General features: G+C 66.3%; 17 protein-coding genes and 1 other RNA gene. 11 read left to right on the top strand and 7 right to left on the bottom strand.

Annotated features, from left to right (window positions below; translation table 11 throughout):
- Window positions 1-57 precede the first annotated feature (57 nt).
- On the bottom strand, window positions 58-393 hold the full coding sequence (locus KHN93_RS07000) for a zinc ribbon domain-containing protein YjdM (RefSeq protein ID WP_039520205.1): 336 nt from the start codon (window positions 391-393) through the stop codon (window positions 58-60).
- A gap of 97 nt (window positions 394-490) precedes the next feature.
- Between KHN93_RS07000 and KHN93_RS06995 the strand changes: the two genes are divergently transcribed.
- The 4 genes from KHN93_RS06995 to KHN93_RS06980 all read left to right on the top strand — a co-directional run bounded on the left by KHN93_RS06995 (window position 491) and on the right by KHN93_RS06980 (window position 4,168).
- The gene (locus tag KHN93_RS06995; RefSeq protein ID WP_024937999.1) at window positions 491-1,543 is read left to right on the top strand and encodes a cation diffusion facilitator family transporter; all 1,053 of its coding nucleotides are present in this window, start codon (window positions 491-493) and stop codon (window positions 1,541-1,543) included.
- A gap of 275 nt (window positions 1,544-1,818) precedes the next feature.
- Window positions 1,819-2,292, top strand: a complete 474-nt coding sequence (locus KHN93_RS06990; RefSeq protein WP_039520199.1) for an FKBP-type peptidyl-prolyl cis-trans isomerase — start codon at window positions 1,819-1,821, stop codon at window positions 2,290-2,292.
- Between the two features lie 124 nt (window positions 2,293-2,416).
- Window positions 2,417-3,793: an Hsp70 family protein gene (locus KHN93_RS06985; protein ID WP_212579317.1), complete on the top strand. Its 1,377-nt coding sequence runs from the start codon at window positions 2,417-2,419 to the stop codon at window positions 3,791-3,793.
- A gap of 189 nt (window positions 3,794-3,982) precedes the next feature.
- Window positions 3,983-4,168: a hypothetical protein gene (locus tag KHN93_RS06980; RefSeq protein ID WP_010366034.1), complete on the top strand. Its 186-nt coding sequence runs from the start codon at window positions 3,983-3,985 to the stop codon at window positions 4,166-4,168.
- Between the two features lie 83 nt (window positions 4,169-4,251).
- Here the strand turns inward: KHN93_RS06980 and KHN93_RS06975 are convergent, their stop codons facing one another.
- Genes KHN93_RS06975 through KHN93_RS06965 form a run of 3 tightly spaced genes read right to left on the bottom strand, consistent with a single transcriptional unit; the run spans window position 4,252 to window position 6,265 of the window.
- Window positions 4,252-5,136 carry a DUF4097 family beta strand repeat-containing protein gene (locus KHN93_RS06975; RefSeq protein ID WP_212579316.1) on the bottom strand — a complete coding sequence of 295 codons (885 nt, stop codon included), beginning with the start codon at window positions 5,134-5,136 and terminating at the stop codon, window positions 4,252-4,254.
- Between the two features lie 11 nt (window positions 5,137-5,147).
- Window positions 5,148-5,681, bottom strand: coding sequence for a hypothetical protein (locus KHN93_RS06970; protein WP_102596388.1), 534 nt, complete (start codon window positions 5,679-5,681; stop codon window positions 5,148-5,150).
- Window positions 5,678-6,265 carry an RNA polymerase sigma factor gene (locus KHN93_RS06965; RefSeq protein WP_212579611.1) on the bottom strand — a complete coding sequence of 196 codons (588 nt, stop codon included), beginning with the start codon at window positions 6,263-6,265 and terminating at the stop codon, window positions 5,678-5,680. Before KHN93_RS06965 ends, KHN93_RS06970 begins: the two co-directional genes overlap by 4 nt.
- Window positions 6,266-6,395: 130 nt before the next feature.
- Between KHN93_RS06965 and KHN93_RS06960 the strand changes: the two genes are divergently transcribed.
- The 3 genes from KHN93_RS06960 (at window position 6,396) to KHN93_RS06950 (ending at window position 7,669) form a co-directional block, all read left to right on the top strand.
- A non-coding RNA gene (locus KHN93_RS06960) (sX9 sRNA) lies at window positions 6,396-6,470 on the top strand.
- A gap of 123 nt (window positions 6,471-6,593) precedes the next feature.
- Window positions 6,594-6,842 (top strand): hypothetical protein, encoded by a 249-nt coding sequence (locus KHN93_RS06955; protein WP_065046504.1) that lies wholly within the window; start codon window positions 6,594-6,596, stop codon window positions 6,840-6,842.
- A gap of 233 nt (window positions 6,843-7,075) precedes the next feature.
- Window positions 7,076-7,669, top strand: a complete 594-nt coding sequence (locus KHN93_RS06950) for a mechanosensitive ion channel family protein (protein ID WP_039530084.1) — start codon at window positions 7,076-7,078, stop codon at window positions 7,667-7,669.
- Between the two features lie 157 nt (window positions 7,670-7,826).
- On the opposite strand, the gene KHN93_RS06945 is transcribed toward KHN93_RS06950, so the two are convergent.
- The gene (locus tag KHN93_RS06945) at window positions 7,827-8,093 is read right to left on the bottom strand and encodes a DksA/TraR family C4-type zinc finger protein (RefSeq protein WP_024938007.1); all 267 of its coding nucleotides are present in this window, start codon (window positions 8,091-8,093) and stop codon (window positions 7,827-7,829) included.
- 131 nt (window positions 8,094-8,224) lie between these two features.
- Between KHN93_RS06945 and KHN93_RS06940 the strand changes: the two genes are divergently transcribed.
- On the top strand, window positions 8,225-8,479 hold the full coding sequence (locus KHN93_RS06940; RefSeq protein WP_024938008.1) for a DUF2789 domain-containing protein: 255 nt from the start codon (window positions 8,225-8,227) through the stop codon (window positions 8,477-8,479).
- Between the two features lie 174 nt (window positions 8,480-8,653).
- Here KHN93_RS06940 and KHN93_RS06935 read toward each other — a convergent pair whose 3' ends face one another.
- Complete coding sequence (locus tag KHN93_RS06935) at window positions 8,654-8,827, bottom strand: DUF1328 domain-containing protein (RefSeq protein ID WP_003489471.1); 174 nt, start codon at window positions 8,825-8,827, stop codon at window positions 8,654-8,656.
- Window positions 8,828-9,002: 175 nt separating this feature from the next.
- Here KHN93_RS06935 and KHN93_RS06930 point away from each other — a divergent pair, with 175 nt between their 5' ends.
- The 3 genes from KHN93_RS06930 to KHN93_RS06920 all read left to right on the top strand — a co-directional run bounded on the left by KHN93_RS06930 (window position 9,003) and on the right by KHN93_RS06920 (window position 12,220).
- A complete protein-coding gene (locus KHN93_RS06930; protein WP_212579315.1) occupies window positions 9,003-9,530 on the top strand; it encodes a M48 family metallopeptidase in 528 nt (175 codons plus the stop codon).
- A 183-nt stretch (window positions 9,531-9,713) separates the two neighbouring features.
- Window positions 9,714-10,964: a 2OG-Fe(II) oxygenase gene (locus KHN93_RS06925; RefSeq protein WP_212579314.1), complete on the top strand. Its 1,251-nt coding sequence runs from the start codon at window positions 9,714-9,716 to the stop codon at window positions 10,962-10,964.
- 155 nt (window positions 10,965-11,119) lie between these two features.
- Complete coding sequence (locus KHN93_RS06920; RefSeq protein ID WP_024938010.1) at window positions 11,120-12,220, top strand: Glu/Leu/Phe/Val dehydrogenase dimerization domain-containing protein; 1,101 nt, start codon at window positions 11,120-11,122, stop codon at window positions 12,218-12,220.
- A gap of 55 nt (window positions 12,221-12,275) precedes the next feature.
- Here the strand turns inward: KHN93_RS06920 and KHN93_RS06915 are convergent, their stop codons facing one another.
- Window positions 12,276-15,125: an autotransporter serine protease gene (locus KHN93_RS06915; RefSeq protein WP_212579313.1), complete on the bottom strand. Its 2,850-nt coding sequence runs from the start codon at window positions 15,123-15,125 to the stop codon at window positions 12,276-12,278.
- Window positions 15,126-15,149: the final 24 nt, after the last annotated feature.

Here is a 15,149-nt window from a genome sequence, read left to right as displayed (position 1 = left end):
GCGCGCAAGCGCGCTCCTACACACGCTGCAGGCTGTGCTGCTGGCTCCGCGACAGCCTCAGGCCTTGCGCAGGAAACAGGTCTTCAGCACCAGGCCCTTGATCTTTTCCGAATTGCCTTCGATGTGCTCGGCATCGTCCTCGACCAAGCGGATGTTGCGGATCAGCGTGCCCTGCTTGAGCGGAATCGACGAGCCCTTGACCTTCAGGTCCTTGATCACGGTCACCGTGTCGCCGGCCTGCAGCAGGTTGCCGTTGCTGTCGCGCACCACCGTCGCAGTCGCGGCGGACTCGCCCGCGCTCCATTCGAAGCCGCAGTCTGCGCAAATCAGCAACGCGCCATCGGCATAGGTATTGTCCAGGCCACATTGCGGGCAGGCGGGAACGGAAGACATGCGATTCCTAGGTTCAAAACGGGCGTGGATTGTAGCGCCCCGGCCGCCCGATCACGTCTCCGGCACGGCGCCGGCGCGATAGTGCAGCGCTTGTCGAATGCCCTGCAGGTCGCACGTGCCCAACCCATCGCTTCCCCAAGCCCCCGGCGCTGCGCCAGGATCCACCGCGCCTGCGGCTGGCGAACCGGGCGCGGCAAAGAAAACCGGCTCGCATCTGGTCGTCTATGTCGCGCTGGCCGGCAACCTTGCCATCGCGATCGCAAAATTCATCGCCGCAGGCATTTCGGGCAGCTCGGCGATGCTCAGCGAAGGCGTGCACTCGCTGGTGGACACCGTCAACGAAGTGTTGCTGCTGTACGGCCTGCGCCGCGCCGCGCAGGCACCCTCGCCGACCCATCCGTTCGGCTACGGGCGTGAGCTGTACTTCTGGAGTTTCATCGTCGCGCTATTGGTATTCGCGATGGGCGCAGGCGTGTCGCTGTACGAGGGCATCGTGCATCTGCGCAATCCCGAGCCGGCCAAGAGCCATCTGCTCGCCTACATCGTGCTCGGCGTATCGATCGTGTTCGAAGGCATTTCCTGGGTGGTGGCGCTGCGCGAATTCCGCGCCAAGAAGGGCCGCATGGGCTATTTCCAGGCATTCCGGCAGAGCAAGGATCCCAGCACGTTCACCGTGCTGCTCGAAGACAGCGCCGCCTTGATCGGTTTGTTCATGGCGGTACTGGGCCTGGCCGGCGCGCAGCTGCTGGACATGCCCGAACTCGATGGCATCGCCTCGATCGGCATCGCTTGCGTGCTGGCCTTCACCGCATTCCTGTTGGCGCGCGAAACCAAGGGCTTACTGATCGGCGAACCCGCGCATGCGCACGTCACCGAATCGCTGCTGCGCATTGCCGCCAGCGATCCGGATGTGCGCGCCGCCAACGGCGTACTGACCATGCAGATGGGCCCGAACCAGGTGGTTGCCGCGTTGAGCGCCGAGTTCGAAGACAGCCGCACCACGCCACAGATCGAAGCCTGCGTCGGGCGCATCGAAGCGGCAGCCAAGCGTCAGCACCCCGAGCTCACCGCGCTGTTCATCAAGCCGCAGACGCCGGAAACCTGGCACGCGCGCCGCGCCCAGATCGAACGTGGCGCCGAGAAGGATTAGCGCACGGCAGGGCGTGGAATGCGTGCATCGCCACGCGGCCAAACACCGCAGGTAACGCGCATCGATCGGCTCACCTTCGCGTACCGACGCATCGCGCAGCATTCAATTGCATCGCAGCGGTGACATCGTCACCACCAAGCTGATCCTCGCCCTAACCGCAGCCCCAGCTGCGGTTGCATCATCCGGGCCGATTGCCTACGGTAGGCGGGCACCACTTCTTGGCGTCGTGAGTCAGCCGACGCATCCCACTCGATCACAAGTCATGGAGGTTTCCGATGGAAATCAGCCAGGGTCGCGTTGCGACCATTCATTACATCCTTTCCGACGACAGCGGCCAGGTCCTCGACCGTTCGACGCCGGACGCGCCATTGAGCTACCTGCACGGCGCCGGCAATATCGTGCCCGGCCTGGAACACGCGCTGGACGGCAAGCGCGTCGGCGAGACACTCACTGCCGATGTCGTGCCCGAACAGGGCTATGGCCCGCGCCACGAGCAGTTGATCCAGCAGGTGCCGCGTGAGGCATTCCCGACCGATGTCGAGGTCGTGCCGGGTGTGCAGTTCGAGGCGCGCACCCAGCAGGGCCCGGTGCTGGTCACCGTCACTGAGGTGGGCCCGGAGCAGGTCACCGTCGACGGCAACCATCCGCTGGCCGGGCAGACCCTGCATTTCGCGGTCGAAGTCATCGAGGTGCGCGAAGCCACCACCGAAGAACTGAACGAAGGCCAGGTCGCCAGCGTCGCGGCCTGATCGGGTGTGCCGCGTGCCTGCGGGCATGCGGCAGTTCGGCTGCTGCGACGTCCAAACGCAGCGCGACGGGCGTCGCCGGCAGCAGAAGTAGTAAAGTGCGCGGCCCGCTCACAGGCCCGCTTGCATGAAACTCGGCATCGACTTCGGTACCAGCAACTCCGCCGCTGCGGCGATCGTCGACGGCCAGGTGGTACCGGTGCGCTTCGGCGAGGCCTTGCAGTTCCGCACCACGGTGTATTTCCCCGAGACCATGCGCGACCCGGACGATTTCAGCCTGACCCCGGCGCTGGAATACGAGGTCGAACGGCTGATCGACTCTGGCCGTCGCGACGCCGCCGCGGCCGGCCGCACGTCCAGCACCGACAGCCTGCGCCGCGATGCGATCCGCATAGTGCGCCGCCAATGGATGGAAGAGCAGGTGCGCGAGCCGCGCAGCTCCGCCGCCCTGCTGCAGAACGCGGTCTACGGCGACGAAGCACTGGATGCGTATTTCCTGGAAGGCGAAGGCAGCCTGGTGCAGAGCCCCAAATCGATGCTGGGCTACAACCTGCATCCGCGTGCACGCCAGACCATCACCGGCATCGCCACGCACGTGCTGGAACACATCCGGCTCACCGCCTCGCGCCAGTTCGACATCAATATCCGCAGCGCCACGCTGGGCCGTCCGGTGCAGTTCCGCAGTTCCATCGGCGAGGCCGGCAACGCGCAAGCGCTGGAGATTCTGCAGACCGCCGCCATCGCGGCCGGCTTCGACAGCGTGGATTTCCTCGAAGAACCCGCGGCGGCCGCGATGCATTACCACGTCAGCCACGACAGCCGTCACGACACTGTGGTGGTGGACATCGGCGGCGGCACCACCGACATCGCCCATGCCAGCGTCGGCGACAGCGCCGCTCCGCAGGTGCACCGCGCCTGGGGCATCGCGCGCGGCGGTACCGATATCGATCTGGCGCTGAGTCTGGCCGCCTACATGCCGCTGTTCGGCCGCGGCATCACCCGCGTGCCCACCCACCATTACGTGGAAGCGGCGATGGTGCAGGACATGACCCGCCAGCGCGAATTCCGCCTGCACAAGTACCAGGACGTCCCCGCCCCGTTCGACAAGCGCCTGCAGGCGCTGCAGAACACCGGCAACACCGCGCGCCTGTACCGCGGCGTGGAAGCCTGCAAGATCGCGCTCAGCGAGCGCGACCGGCACCAGGCCGGGCTGGACTTCATCGAACGCGGGCTGGAGGTGGAGGTGCATGCCAGCGCGCTGGTTGCGTCCGCTTCCAGCTACCTGGGCGAACTAGAAGGCTTGCTTGCGCAGGTCCGTGCCGACCTGGACACGCCGCCGGCCACGCTGTTCCTCACCGGCGGCATGTCGCGTGCCGGCTATATCCGCGACACGGTGGCAGCCGTGTTCCCGGAATCGCGCCTGGTGCAGGGCGATCCGTCCTTCGGTGTGGTGCAGGGCCTGGCCTGGGCGGCGGCACGCCAGGCCCGTCCGTCGGACGGTTAAGGCAACGCGGGCGCCCATCCGTTACAATGCACGGTTGCTGCATACCGCTTAGCCGGCTTGTCAGCTAGGCACGCTTGCCGTGCCGCCGCGATTGCGCACCGAACGCGACCGCACCTCTCGACACCGCTTCCGCGCGCGCCACCTTAGCCGCACGCGGTGTCATCGCACTTCCCCGCTACAGGAGGCCACATGGCACGTCCCGCGACCAAGCAGAAATCCCAGCCCAGCATCGCTCGCAGCGAAGGCAAGTCGCAGCCGCTCAGTCGTGAGCGTATCGCTGCCGACATCGCCGCGTTCCGCAAGACCGGCGGCCGGATCGAAGTGCTCACCACCAACTTCGGCCCTGCGCGTAACGATGGCGACAAGATCGCCTAAGCGTCACCCGCAAACCGAAGCGTTGTACCGACGTGCCACCGCAAGGTGGCACGTTCGTTTCAGGCTACAGTTGGCGCAGCCGCTCAGTTGCCGTAATCGATGCGCACCGACCCGGAATGCGACTCGAGCTTGATGTCGCCATTGCCGGCTCCCAGTCGAGTTCTCAGGCTCTTGCCCGGGCCGTACTCCGGCCGCTCCACCTGCCCGGCCACCGAGCGGATGTCGCCGCTGAACACCTCCACCTGCAGCGCTGCCGACACGTTGCGCGGCACGCCCAGGCTGATGGTGCCACTGACGCTCTCTGCAGCAATACTGCCGCCCGGCGCCAGACCGGCCACCGTCAGCGCCGTTGCGCCGGACACGCTCTCGGCGCGCAGCTGCGATACCTGCCCCGCGCCGACCCGGATCTGGCCGGAAACGGACTCGACCGACACTACGCCGCTGGCACCGGCCGGCGCATCGATCTGCCCGCTGACCGTGCCCAGGCTCAGCCGTGCGCTGGCCACCGTGCTGCGCAGCGCGCCGCTGACGGTTTCCAGTTGCGCTTCCCTGGCGCGTCCGGCTGCGACCACGTTGCCGCTGACCGACTTGAGCTGCAACCGCGCCAGATCGACCTGATCGACATCCACCGAGGCACTCACCGCCTCCACCTCCAGCAGCGCCGCGCGCGGAACCCGCAGCTCCAGTTGAGCCCCCCTGCTGTTGCGGTTGTTACGCGGGTAGATCACCTCGAACTGCAGACGGTCCGGGCTTTCATCCACCTCCAGGCGCTGCCCTTCGCCCAAGGTGCCGGTCAGCGCCACGTCGTCGCGGTCCCAGCCGCGCACGCGGATCTGCCCGGCAATGTTGTCCAGTTCCACGCGCCCGCCGCGTGTCAACGGATGGCTTTGCTTCACGGTGGTCTGCGCTGCCGCCGGCAGTGCGCAAAACGCAATCAGCAACAACATGGATAAATGGGCGTAACGCATGGGCATGCTCCTCAGCTTGGAAAGGACGTCTCGCCCTGCGAGGCAAGACGGGTCAGTTGCAGGCGCTTGGCATAGGTGCGTTGCAGCTGCGACAACAGGAATGCAGAGCGCGGACTCTGCGCGATGGCGTGGTGGATGGCCTGTGCACTCTGGTCCAGCTCGGCCAGCGCCGGGCGCAAATCGGCCGGCACCTGCTGCACCGGCACTGCGTCGATGGCCTGCTGGTACTGCCCGGCCATTGCCTGTGCCTGCGCCACCAAGCCAGGGCGCGCCGACGCTGGCGCTGGCGCCTGGGTCGAGCGATCGAGCCCCGGCACGATCGCCACCACCGCCAGCGCAGCAGCAAGCGCCACACCGAACGCGGGCCAGGCCCAGGCACGCTGGCGACGCGGCTGCAGGGCAACCACGTTGGTGTGCGGCGTTAGCGCGGGCGCGATGCGCTCCCAGAGCTGCGCCGGTGGCTGACGTTGCTGCGGTAACGCGCGCAGACGCGCGGACAACGCGGCGTCATCGGTTGCGTGCGGATCAAGCGGATCGTGATTCATGCAATATCTCCCAGCCGCACGCGCAGCAGGCCGCGCGCGCGATGCAATTGCGCCTTGGAACTGCCGACCGCCATCTGCAGTTCGTCGGCAATTTCCTGATGTTTCCAGCCTTCGATGTCGTGCAACACCAGTACCGCGCGTGCGCGCGGCGGCAGCGTCTCCAGCGCGCGCTCCAGATCCATCTGGGTGGCCTGGCAGGCTGCGGCACCTGGAATGGCAGCGAGGATCTCGCCATCGGCGTCGTCCACCATCTGATCGCCCGCAACCGAGCGCGCCCGCAGCTCCATCAAGGCCGTATTGACGGCCAGCCGATGCAGCCAGGTGCCCAACGCGCTCTGGAAGCGGAATTGCGGCAAGGCCTTCCATGCGGCAATGAAGGTCTCCTGCAGCACATCGTCGGCACGCGCCGCATTGCCGCCGCATAGCCGCCACACCACCGCATACAGGCGCGGCGCATGACGGCGGTAGATGGCCTCGTAGGCGGTGCGATCGCCGCCTGCGGCGGAACGCGCCAGCGCCGCGTCGTCGCGTCCGGCCGGACCGTCACAAGCTGAGGCATCGATGGGCATGGAGGTGTCGAGCATATCCACTTCGATGCGCCGGGCAGCGCAAAGGTTTAAACCGCGCCCAGGTATTTTTTCGAGCACGGTTCCAGGAGCGGCCGACAAGCCTACTGCGCCGCCGCCCGGCGGGCCTTGCCGGTGCGGAATCGACATAGACCACTCGTACACCCCGGTTCCGAGCGTGCCGTCTGCATCCGCCTGACGACTGCTCGCTCCATTTTTAGCCGCTCTAAACCTTTTCGCCGGCCGCCGCATCCAAGCCTGCGATGGCGCAATCCTGCGCCGCATCGTTTGCCGGGAGCACGGCCGTTGTCCGCTCCAGGCGCAGGCCCCCTGATCGGACGTCGCCATGCCGCATGTTCTCGGAATACTGCTGAGCCTGTGCTCCACCCAGTGCCCGGCCCCGCTGCCGATGGATGCAGTGCAGCTCACGCTGACGCCTGCGCGCCTGCAGGCCTGCCTGCTGCATTTGCCGTCGACGCGGCTGTCATGCGTCGAGCTGAACTCACCGGCGCACTGGTTGCCGGTACGCCGCGCCGAGCAGCTGTGGCGGCGCGTTGTCGCGTTGTCCGCGCATGGCCGCAGTTCAACGCGTTGACCGGTTGCAGCGTCATCATGAATTTCGGTCGCTGCTGTATCGCCGTGTTGGCCTCCATCAATGCCCATGGCAGCGAGCGCCCCGGCCACGTACAGCTGAGATGCGGCAATCCATCGTAGCACCCTTGACTCAATCTGGCTGCCGCCACCGCTGGGCGCGCGTTCACCCCGCGCACCGGCTGCGCAATGACGCCCCCGTTACAATGGGCGGTCTCTGTGAACCTGCACGATCCGATGTCCGCGTCCGACGCTTTGCCCACCATGATCCGTAGCCTGCTGCCGCACTGGAATCCGCAGTGGCTGACCGTGGCAGTGCTGACGGTCCAGATCGTGTTGATCCTCACCGTTGCCGCGCTGGTTCGGTTGCTGCTGCGGCAAGTGCTGCGCCGCCTGTGTACGCGCTACAGCCTGCCGGCGGAAATGATGATCGGCATCCGTCGCGTGGGCAGCTTCGTCATTTCCGTCACTGCGGTGCTGACGGTATTGAACGTGCTGGGCGTCTCCAGCGGCACCTTGTGGACCGCGTTCACCGGATTCGCGGCGGTCGGTGCGGTGGCGTTCTTCGCGGCATGGAGCGTGCTGTCCAATATCTTCTGCACCTTCCTGATCATCACCACGCGCCCGTTCCGCCTGCACGACCACATCGAGCTGCTGGAAGGCGGCGACAAGCCGGGCCTGAAGGGCCGGGTGATCGACATCAACGTGATTTACACGACCCTGGAAGAAACCGGCGACCACGCCGGTAGCGTGCTGCAGGTTCCCAACAGCCTGTTCTTCCAGCGCACCACGCGCCGTTGGCGCGAGACCAGCCACTTCAACGCCAACTGAGGGCGGTGGACAAGACGTCATCAGCCGTTATCGGGTGACTCGGTCGGCGCGTCGCAAGGACACGACGTGCGAATGTCGCATGTAGATCAAAGCGATGGCCGCAGCCGCCTGGCGGCAAGCGCAGTCGTTTGCCGGTTGCGCTGAAGCCGCGTGACAATCAACGCAGCTGGCTGTCCTTGCTGCCACGACGGTTGTAGCCGCCTTGCGCCGCCTGCTCCTGGTCGTGCGCCTGCTGACAGTTCACGCACAGGTGCACGCCCGGTACTGCCTTGCGGCGCGCCTCGGGGATGGGCGCATCGCACTCCTCGCAGTGAGTCAGGCTTGGGCCCTGATGCAGCTGGCTCCGCGCGCGCTTGATCGCATCCTCGACGGTCGCATCGATCTGGTCCTGCACCGCCCCATCACCTGCCCATCCGGTCGCCATGTTCGCCTCGGCTTGTCTGCTCAGAACTCAAATATGGGCATGCGCCCGGGGAAATCCAAGCCGGACGTGCACAGCGCGCTCAAATCAGGTGCTTTAGCATCCGCCCATTCGCACTCTTCGAGGAAGTCGCAATGGAACAACACGTCCACCCGTTCTCCGAATTATTCGCCCAGTTGGGCCTGCCGTCGGATGAGGTCAGCATCCGCAGCTTCATCGACGAACACTCTCCGCTGCCGGGCGACATGCGCCTGGAGGAAGCGCCCTTCTGGACACCGGCGCAGGCGCAGCTGCTGCGTGAAGAGCGCCTCGACGATGCCGACTGGATCGTGACCATCGATCAACTCAATATCGCCCTGCACACCACTGCCGAAGACACCGGCGTCTGAGTCGCGCAAGGACGCAGCGAGTGCCCTGCGCTAGACCTCGCTCGCGGCCCGCTTGTCGTTTCGTTGGTTGATTAGTTTGCAGGAATAAAAAAAGGAGCGGCCACTGGCCGCTCCTTTGCATTCCGGGCGATGTAGCCGGCATGCGAGTCGCACACCAAAGCCAGGCCTCGGGCGTCAGGTCACCTTCTTGGCGATCGTCATGCCGAGCACGAACAGCACGATGGCGATGATGATGCCGGCCCAGAACAGGAACTTGGCAATCCCCATTGCAGCGCCCGCCATGCCGCCAAACCCGAGCGCACCGGCAATCAGTCCGATGATGGCGAAAATAATGGCCCACTTGATCATGTTTGTTGTCTCCTCATCCGGCACGGTGCCGTGTTCAGTCGTGTGCTTGCGCAGTGGTGCCGCAAAACATGCGCTGCACGCTACGCATCCGGGTGTGCCGCATTCGTGAATACGTCTGACACATGACGCCACATTCGCGCGTGCAGATTCGCCAGCAGCGCCTGCATCGGCGATCATGCGCAGCTCGCAGCAATCGATTGGCATGGACACTCTTCGCTATCTCGCCGGTTACCCGCCCGCAGTCCTGGATCAGGTGCGCGAGCTGATCGCGCAGGACAAACTTGCCCTGGTGCTGGCACGCCGCTACCCGGATCGCCACAGCATCCGCACCGACCGGCAGTTGTACGACTACGTCAAGGCCATGAAGGAGCGCTACATGCGCTCCTCGCCCACCCTGCACAAGGCGATCTATGACAACCATCTGCAGGTGGTGAAGCATGCGCTGGGCACGCATACGGCGATCTCGCGAGTCCACGGTAGCCGGCTCAAGGCCAGCCGCGAGATCCGCATCGCCTCGATCTTCCGCGATGCGCCCGAACCGTTCCTGCAGATGATCGTCGCCCACGAACTGGCGCATCTGAAGGAGGCCGATCACAACAAGGCCTTCTACCAGCTGTGCAACCACATGAGCCCGGACTACCACCAACTGGAGTTCGACCTGCGCCTGTATCTGACCCACCTGGCGCTGTCCACGGACGCTTGATCGCGCACCGGCTAGACGAGGCAGCCCATCGCCGCGACCACCGGTCCATGGCGACCGGTCGCCCGCCTGGGACGCACGACCTGCATTGATCTCGGCGAGGCCGCCATCGACCTACGCGGGCCGCAGCGGCGCCCGCCTGGGATCAGGCACGACAGGGTTGCCGGCCTCTCCTAGAATGCCTCCATGCAGGCACCGTCCCTCCAGCAGCTCACCCAGGCCGCGCAGACCGCCCACCCCGCAGCAATGACGGCGCTGGCACATGCATTGGTGCGCACCGGGCAGCCCGAGCAGGCGCTGGCGTGGTACACGCGCAGTGCGGCCGCAGGCGATGCCGGCGCGCAGATCGAAGCCGGCCGCATGCTGGCCTACGGTGTGGGTTGCGAGGTGGACCTGGCCCGTGCGCAGGAGCACTGGCAACACGCCGAGCGCCAGGATGTTGCGGCAGCGCGCTACCTGTTGGCGACCGTGGCCATCACCGACGCCCCGTTGATGCTCGACACGCAGGCGCAATCCCGCTTGCATGCAGCGGCCGCAGCCAACTACCCGCCTGCGCTGCGCGCGCTGGCCATCCAGCACGGCCGGATCGATCACCCCGCGCAGCAACGCAGCTGCGTTGCCTTGCTGGAGCGCGCCGCGGCAGCCGGTGACGCACTGGCTGCGGCGCTACTGGCCGAGCGCCTGCTGCGTGGCGAAGGTGTCCCGCCGCAACCCGACGCTGCGGCGCAGCTGCTGCTGCAATTGCAGCCGCTGGGTATCGCCGCGGCGCCTGCCGTGCAGATCACACCGCCGGATCCGCTTGGCGACGATCCGCGCATTCGTTTCGCTGCCCGACATGTCGCAACGCGCCGCCACGACGCGCCCATGATCGAAGAAGTCTGCGGCGTGCTGTCTGCCGACGAGTGCCGCCTGTTGATGTTGCTGGCGCGGCCGCACCTGCGCGCCTCCGAAGTGGTCGACCCCGACGATGCGAGCACGCGCCGCGCGCCGATCCGCACCAGCCGCGGCGCCACCCTGGACCCCATCCTCGAAGACTTTGCCGCGCGTGCGGCACAGGCGCGCGTGGCGGCCTGTGCGCAGCTGCCGCTGACCCATGCCGAAGCGCTGTCGGTGCTGTGCTACGCGCCGGGTGAGCAGTACCGCGCGCATCGCGACTACCTGCCGCCCGGCACGATCGCCGCTGACCGCCCCACTGCCGGCAATCGCCTGCGCACCGCCTGTGTCTACCTCAACGACGTCGAGGCGGGTGGCGACACCGACTTCCCGGTCGCGGGCGTGCGCGTGCGTCCACGTGCCGGGTCGGTGGTGTGCTTCGACAATCTGCATGCCGATGGCCGCCCCGATCCCGACTCGCTGCACGCCGGCCTGCCCGTCAGCGCAGGGAGCAAATGGCTGGGAACGCTGTGGTTCCGGCAGCAGCGCTATCGGCAGTGGTGAACAGATTCATACACTAGCCCCCGCCGACGTGGTTTAAAATGTTGCAGCGCGACGTGATCGGACAGGGTCTGCAGACGTCGCGTTTTTGTTTCCCATTGCACGGGTTTCGGCCCGGCCTCAGGGAAGGCACATCACGCAGCCCCGCGGAGCCTTCGATGCTTTTCGAAACCCTCGACACCACCGGCCACGAGCAGGTGATTTTCTGTCACAACCGCGACGCCGGCCTGAAAGCGATCATCGCGTTGCACAGCACCCGTCTCGGGCCCGCGCTGGGTGGCGTGCGCATGCGCCCCTACCCCAACAGCGAGGCGGCGCTGGACGATGCGCTGCGGCTCAGCCGCACCATGACCTACAAGAACGCGCTGGCGGGATTGAATGTCGGCGGCGGCAAGGCGGTGATCATCGGCGACCCAAAGAGTGACAAGAGCGAGGCGCTGTTCCGCGCATTCGGCCGTTTTGTCGACACCCTGGGCGGGCGCTACATCACCTCCGAAGATGTCGGCACCGACGTCAACGACATGGAACAGATCTACCTGGAGAGCGAGTACGTCACCGGCGTGCACCAGGTGCATCGCGGCTCCGGCGACCCCGCCCCGTTCACCGCCTACGGTGCGTTGCAGGCGCTGATGGCCTCGCTCAATCGCAGGCTCGGCCACGAGGAAGTCGGCAAGACCAGCATTGCGATCCAGGGCCTGGGCCACATCGGCATGGAGCTGGTGAAGCTGCTCAAGGAACGCGGCGCCAAACTCTATGTGGCCGATCTGAACCCGGCGCTGGTGGATCGCGCGGTGGCCGAATACGGTGCCGAAGCGGTCAGCATCGAGGAGATCTACCAGGTGCCGGCCGATGTGTTCGCACCTTGCGCACTGGAAGGCGCGATCAACGAAGACACGCTGCCGCGGCTGAAGGCCAAGATCATCTGCGGCACTGCCAACAACCAGCTCGCCAGCGCCGCCATCGGCGAAGAGCTGCACAAGCGCGGCATCCTGTATGCGCCCGATTACGTGGTCAATGCCGGTGGCGTAATGAACGTGTCGCTGGAGATCGACGGCTACAACCGCGAACGTGCGATGCGCCTGATCCGCAGCATCTATCACAACTTGGAAAAGGTCTTCGACCTGTCCTCCCGCTTGGGCGTCGCGCCGCAGCAGGCGGCCGACCAGATTGCCGAGGCGCGTATCGAGGCCATCAGCAAGCTCAAACTGCCGCTGGGCCGCACCGCACCGCGCTTCCTGCACAAGCTGCGCGGCGAGTGACCCACCTGTCCAGGCACGTTGCCTGGACAGATGAACCACCGATCAGGCGCGCCGATCAGAAATCGGCGCTGTAGCGCAGGCTCAGCGCGCGATCGTCACCACGCTCGCCTACCCGCTGGTCGTAGCCGAAGCGCAACTGGCTCTGCGGCCCCAACGGCGCGGCCGCGGTGATGCCGAACAGACCACCCGAGCGCGCCGGCTGCATGCCGCGCAACGGCGCCCATGCGTCCACGCCGATGAAGCTGGCATCCAGCGTCAGGCCTTCGCTGCTCAACGCCTGCTGCCATTCGGCATAACCGCCGAGCTGCACGCCGCGCCAGCGATAGGACGAACGCAGGCCGGCCAGCACCTGGGTGCGCGAGGAGGTGCTGGCATCGGCACGCAAGCCGAAGCCGTCGCCACCGCTTTCGCGGAATCCTTCGCTGCGCAGACGCACGTAATCCAGCCCCATGTAGGGCGTCAGGCTTGCGCGCGCGCCACCCAGGCGATACCCGGTTTCCAGGTTGCCGCTGAGGTAACTGCCGCTGTAGTCGCTGAAGGCACTGCTACGGTCTTCGCCCAACTGCAGGCTGCGCTCGATCTGCCGGTTGACGTTGCCGAAACCCAACTGGCTCAGCGTGTACGCCGACCCCAGCGTGGTGCCCCAGTACAGCTGCCCCTGCACCTGCCGATCGCGCCCGCGTGCACCGTCCAGATCGCCCAGGCTGTTGGAGCGCGTTTCGCCGAAGGCAAAGCCGGTGACTGCGCCCGACGCCAGGCGCAGGTCGTTGCCCATCATCCAGCCGGAGGTGGCGAATCCTGCGGTGGTCACGCCACCCTCGCCCGGCCCACCGAGCGCACGTTGCCAGACGCCCAGCATGCGCGGCTGCTGCGACAAGCCATCGAAATGCGAGGCCAACGCACGCCTGCCCAGATCGATGGTGTCGAAGGTCATCGCTGCCGACTCGGCATGCGCGCGGCCGGACAGACTACGCAGCGAATCGGCGGCAGCCTTGGCATCCGGCGACTGCTGCAACGCCGCTGCGGCGCGGATGAACCCGCTGCTGATGCCGCCAGTGCCCTGCAGTTGCTGCGCATCCACCTGCTGGAACGCCTGCTCGACGCGGATTGCCGACTCCATCGATGCAGTGCCGGTCATGCCCAGCGTGGCGGCGACAGCGGTGGCATTCAAGCTGCGCAAGGCAAGGTAAGCCGTATTGCTGTCGTACGTCAGCGAGGCATCCAGGAAGGTCACCGCCGCGCCGCGGCTGAGCGTATCGAACGTGCCCTGCAACCCGCTGCTGGCCTGCAACAGCGTGTAGGTCGCGTTGTCGACCACGTAATTGCGGCGGCCGAGCACTTGCAGATCACCTGCAATCGTCGCGGTCCCGGTCACGTTCACCCGGTCGCCCACGTTCAAGGCAAGGCGACCGTTGCTGGCCTGCGTGTAATTGCCCGCGATCGACAGGGTCGCACTGTTGACCTGCAGGGTGCCGGCGTTATCGACGCGTCCGCCGATCCTGCCCGCACCGATCAACGTCGCACCATTGGCGATACCAACGCGCGCACTCTGCAGACTGGCCGTCTGCAGAGTGCCGCCCAGCACCTGGGTGTCGCCGTTGAACGTATTGGCGCCACTGCTCAACACCAGCGTACCGGTGCCGCGTTTGGTCAGGCCGCCCGTGCCACTGATGTCGTTGGCCCAGGTGGAACGCAAGGTGTTGACGGTGACATCCACCGTGCCCCAATCAAAGCGCGCGGGCCCTAGCGCCGCCTTGCCGACATTGAGCAGGCCGTAACCGAAGGTCGGGTCGACGCCGGCCGCGCCCAGATCGGTGGCCGTTCCCAATAGCGTCTGCCGCACCAGATCGTTGCTGAAATACGGAAACGCCTGCCACACCAGCGCAGCCGCACCGGAGACCAATGGCGCCGCAAACGAGGTGCCGCTGCCGTAGAAGTAGCGGATATTGCTGGCGGTCGCATCGGGGTCGAGGAACATCGAGGTGCCCGGCGCCACCAGGCAATAGCGCATCGCCACGCCACAGGCATTGGAGTACGAGGCCAGCTGCGTAGGATTGGCGGTATCCAGCGCAGCGACGACCAGCCAGCCGCGTTCCAGATCGGCGGCCGGCAGCGTGCCATTCGGGCCCGGTTGGCTGGGCAGCGCAGCGGTATCGGACGGTTGCGATCGCGATTCGTTACCCGACGCGAACACCACCAGCCCATCGTTGCCGATGACGAACGGCCGGTATTCCTGTGCAATCTGGTTGGTGACCGCCGGGTCGTTCCAATACAGCCCGCCCCAGGAATTGTTCATGATGCGCACGCCGACGCTGATCAGATCGGCATGCACCGGACCCAGGCCAAGCGGGCCATCGACCTCGTTGCCTTCGCCGCTGCCGTCATCGTCCGGTGCTTCGTCGCTGATGATGCGTGCCGACACCAGGCCGGCGCCGCTGGCGATGCCACCCGGCCACTGGCCCACTGCGCGCCCGGCTGCCAGCTGCGCGACCACCGTACCGTGGCCCACCACGTCGCCCGCAGCGACGTTGTTCGTGCGCGGATCCACATAGATGAAGCTGTCGCTGACCCGTCCCTGCAAGGCCGGATGATTGGTATTGATGCCGGTATCGATCACGCCGATGCGATAGCCCGCACCGGTGAACCCCAATGCCTGCGCAGCGCGTGCGTTGGTCAGCGCCAGATGCGCGTCGAATGCGGGTTCCGGCGTCGTCGGCGGTGCCACCACCGGCGGCGGAGGCGGTGGCGGTGAAGTCGGCGGCGGTGCCGGCGGTGGCGACGTCGGTGGCGGTGCCGTCGGTGTACTCGGACGGATACCACCGCCCCCACCACCGCCGCCACACGCGGTCAACGCCACGGCCAACGCCGAGGCCAGGACAGTCCTGGCGACGTCTGTCTTCTTCATTTGGATGTTCTCCCCGAACCCATT

The sequence above is a fragment of the Xanthomonas arboricola pv. juglandis genome (genome assembly GCF_905367715.1).
Classification (GTDB): Bacteria; Pseudomonadota; Gammaproteobacteria; order Xanthomonadales; family Xanthomonadaceae; genus Xanthomonas; species Xanthomonas arboricola.
This window is presented reverse-complemented; position numbering and strand designations above follow the sequence as displayed.

Excerpts from the sequence above, each read along its gene's own strand:
- KHN93_RS07000 (WP_039520205.1), bottom strand. The coding sequence starts at position 393 with ATGTCTTCCGTTCCCGCCTGCCCGCAATGTGGCCTGGACAATACCTAT.
- KHN93_RS06995 (WP_024937999.1), top strand. The coding sequence starts at position 491 with ATGCCCTGCAGGTCGCACGTGCCCAACCCATCGCTTCCCCAAGCCCCC.
- KHN93_RS06990 (WP_039520199.1), top strand. The coding sequence starts at position 1,819 with ATGGAAATCAGCCAGGGTCGCGTTGCGACCATTCATTACATCCTTTCC.
- KHN93_RS06985 (WP_212579317.1), top strand. The coding sequence starts at position 2,417 with ATGAAACTCGGCATCGACTTCGGTACCAGCAACTCCGCCGCTGCGGCG.
- KHN93_RS06980 (WP_010366034.1), top strand. The coding sequence starts at position 3,983 with ATGGCACGTCCCGCGACCAAGCAGAAATCCCAGCCCAGCATCGCTCGC.
- KHN93_RS06975 (WP_212579316.1), bottom strand. The coding sequence starts at position 5,136 with ATGCGTTACGCCCATTTATCCATGTTGTTGCTGATTGCGTTTTGCGCA.
- KHN93_RS06970 (WP_102596388.1), bottom strand. The coding sequence starts at position 5,681 with ATGAATCACGATCCGCTTGATCCGCACGCAACCGATGACGCCGCGTTG.
- KHN93_RS06965 (WP_212579611.1), bottom strand. The coding sequence starts at position 6,265 with ATGCTCGACACCTCCATGCCCATCGATGCCTCAGCTTGTGACGGTCCG.
- KHN93_RS06955 (WP_065046504.1), top strand. The coding sequence starts at position 6,594 with ATGCCGCATGTTCTCGGAATACTGCTGAGCCTGTGCTCCACCCAGTGC.
- KHN93_RS06950 (WP_039530084.1), top strand. The coding sequence starts at position 7,076 with ATGTCCGCGTCCGACGCTTTGCCCACCATGATCCGTAGCCTGCTGCCG.
- KHN93_RS06945 (WP_024938007.1), bottom strand. The coding sequence starts at position 8,093 with ATGGCGACCGGATGGGCAGGTGATGGGGCGGTGCAGGACCAGATCGAT.
- KHN93_RS06940 (WP_024938008.1), top strand. The coding sequence starts at position 8,225 with ATGGAACAACACGTCCACCCGTTCTCCGAATTATTCGCCCAGTTGGGC.
- KHN93_RS06935 (WP_003489471.1), bottom strand. The coding sequence starts at position 8,827 with ATGATCAAGTGGGCCATTATTTTCGCCATCATCGGACTGATTGCCGGT.
- KHN93_RS06930 (WP_212579315.1), top strand. The coding sequence starts at position 9,003 with ATGCGCAGCTCGCAGCAATCGATTGGCATGGACACTCTTCGCTATCTC.
- KHN93_RS06925 (WP_212579314.1), top strand. The coding sequence starts at position 9,714 with ATGCAGGCACCGTCCCTCCAGCAGCTCACCCAGGCCGCGCAGACCGCC.
- KHN93_RS06920 (WP_024938010.1), top strand. The coding sequence starts at position 11,120 with ATGCTTTTCGAAACCCTCGACACCACCGGCCACGAGCAGGTGATTTTC.
- KHN93_RS06915 (WP_212579313.1), bottom strand. The coding sequence starts at position 15,125 with ATGAAGAAGACAGACGTCGCCAGGACTGTCCTGGCCTCGGCGTTGGCC.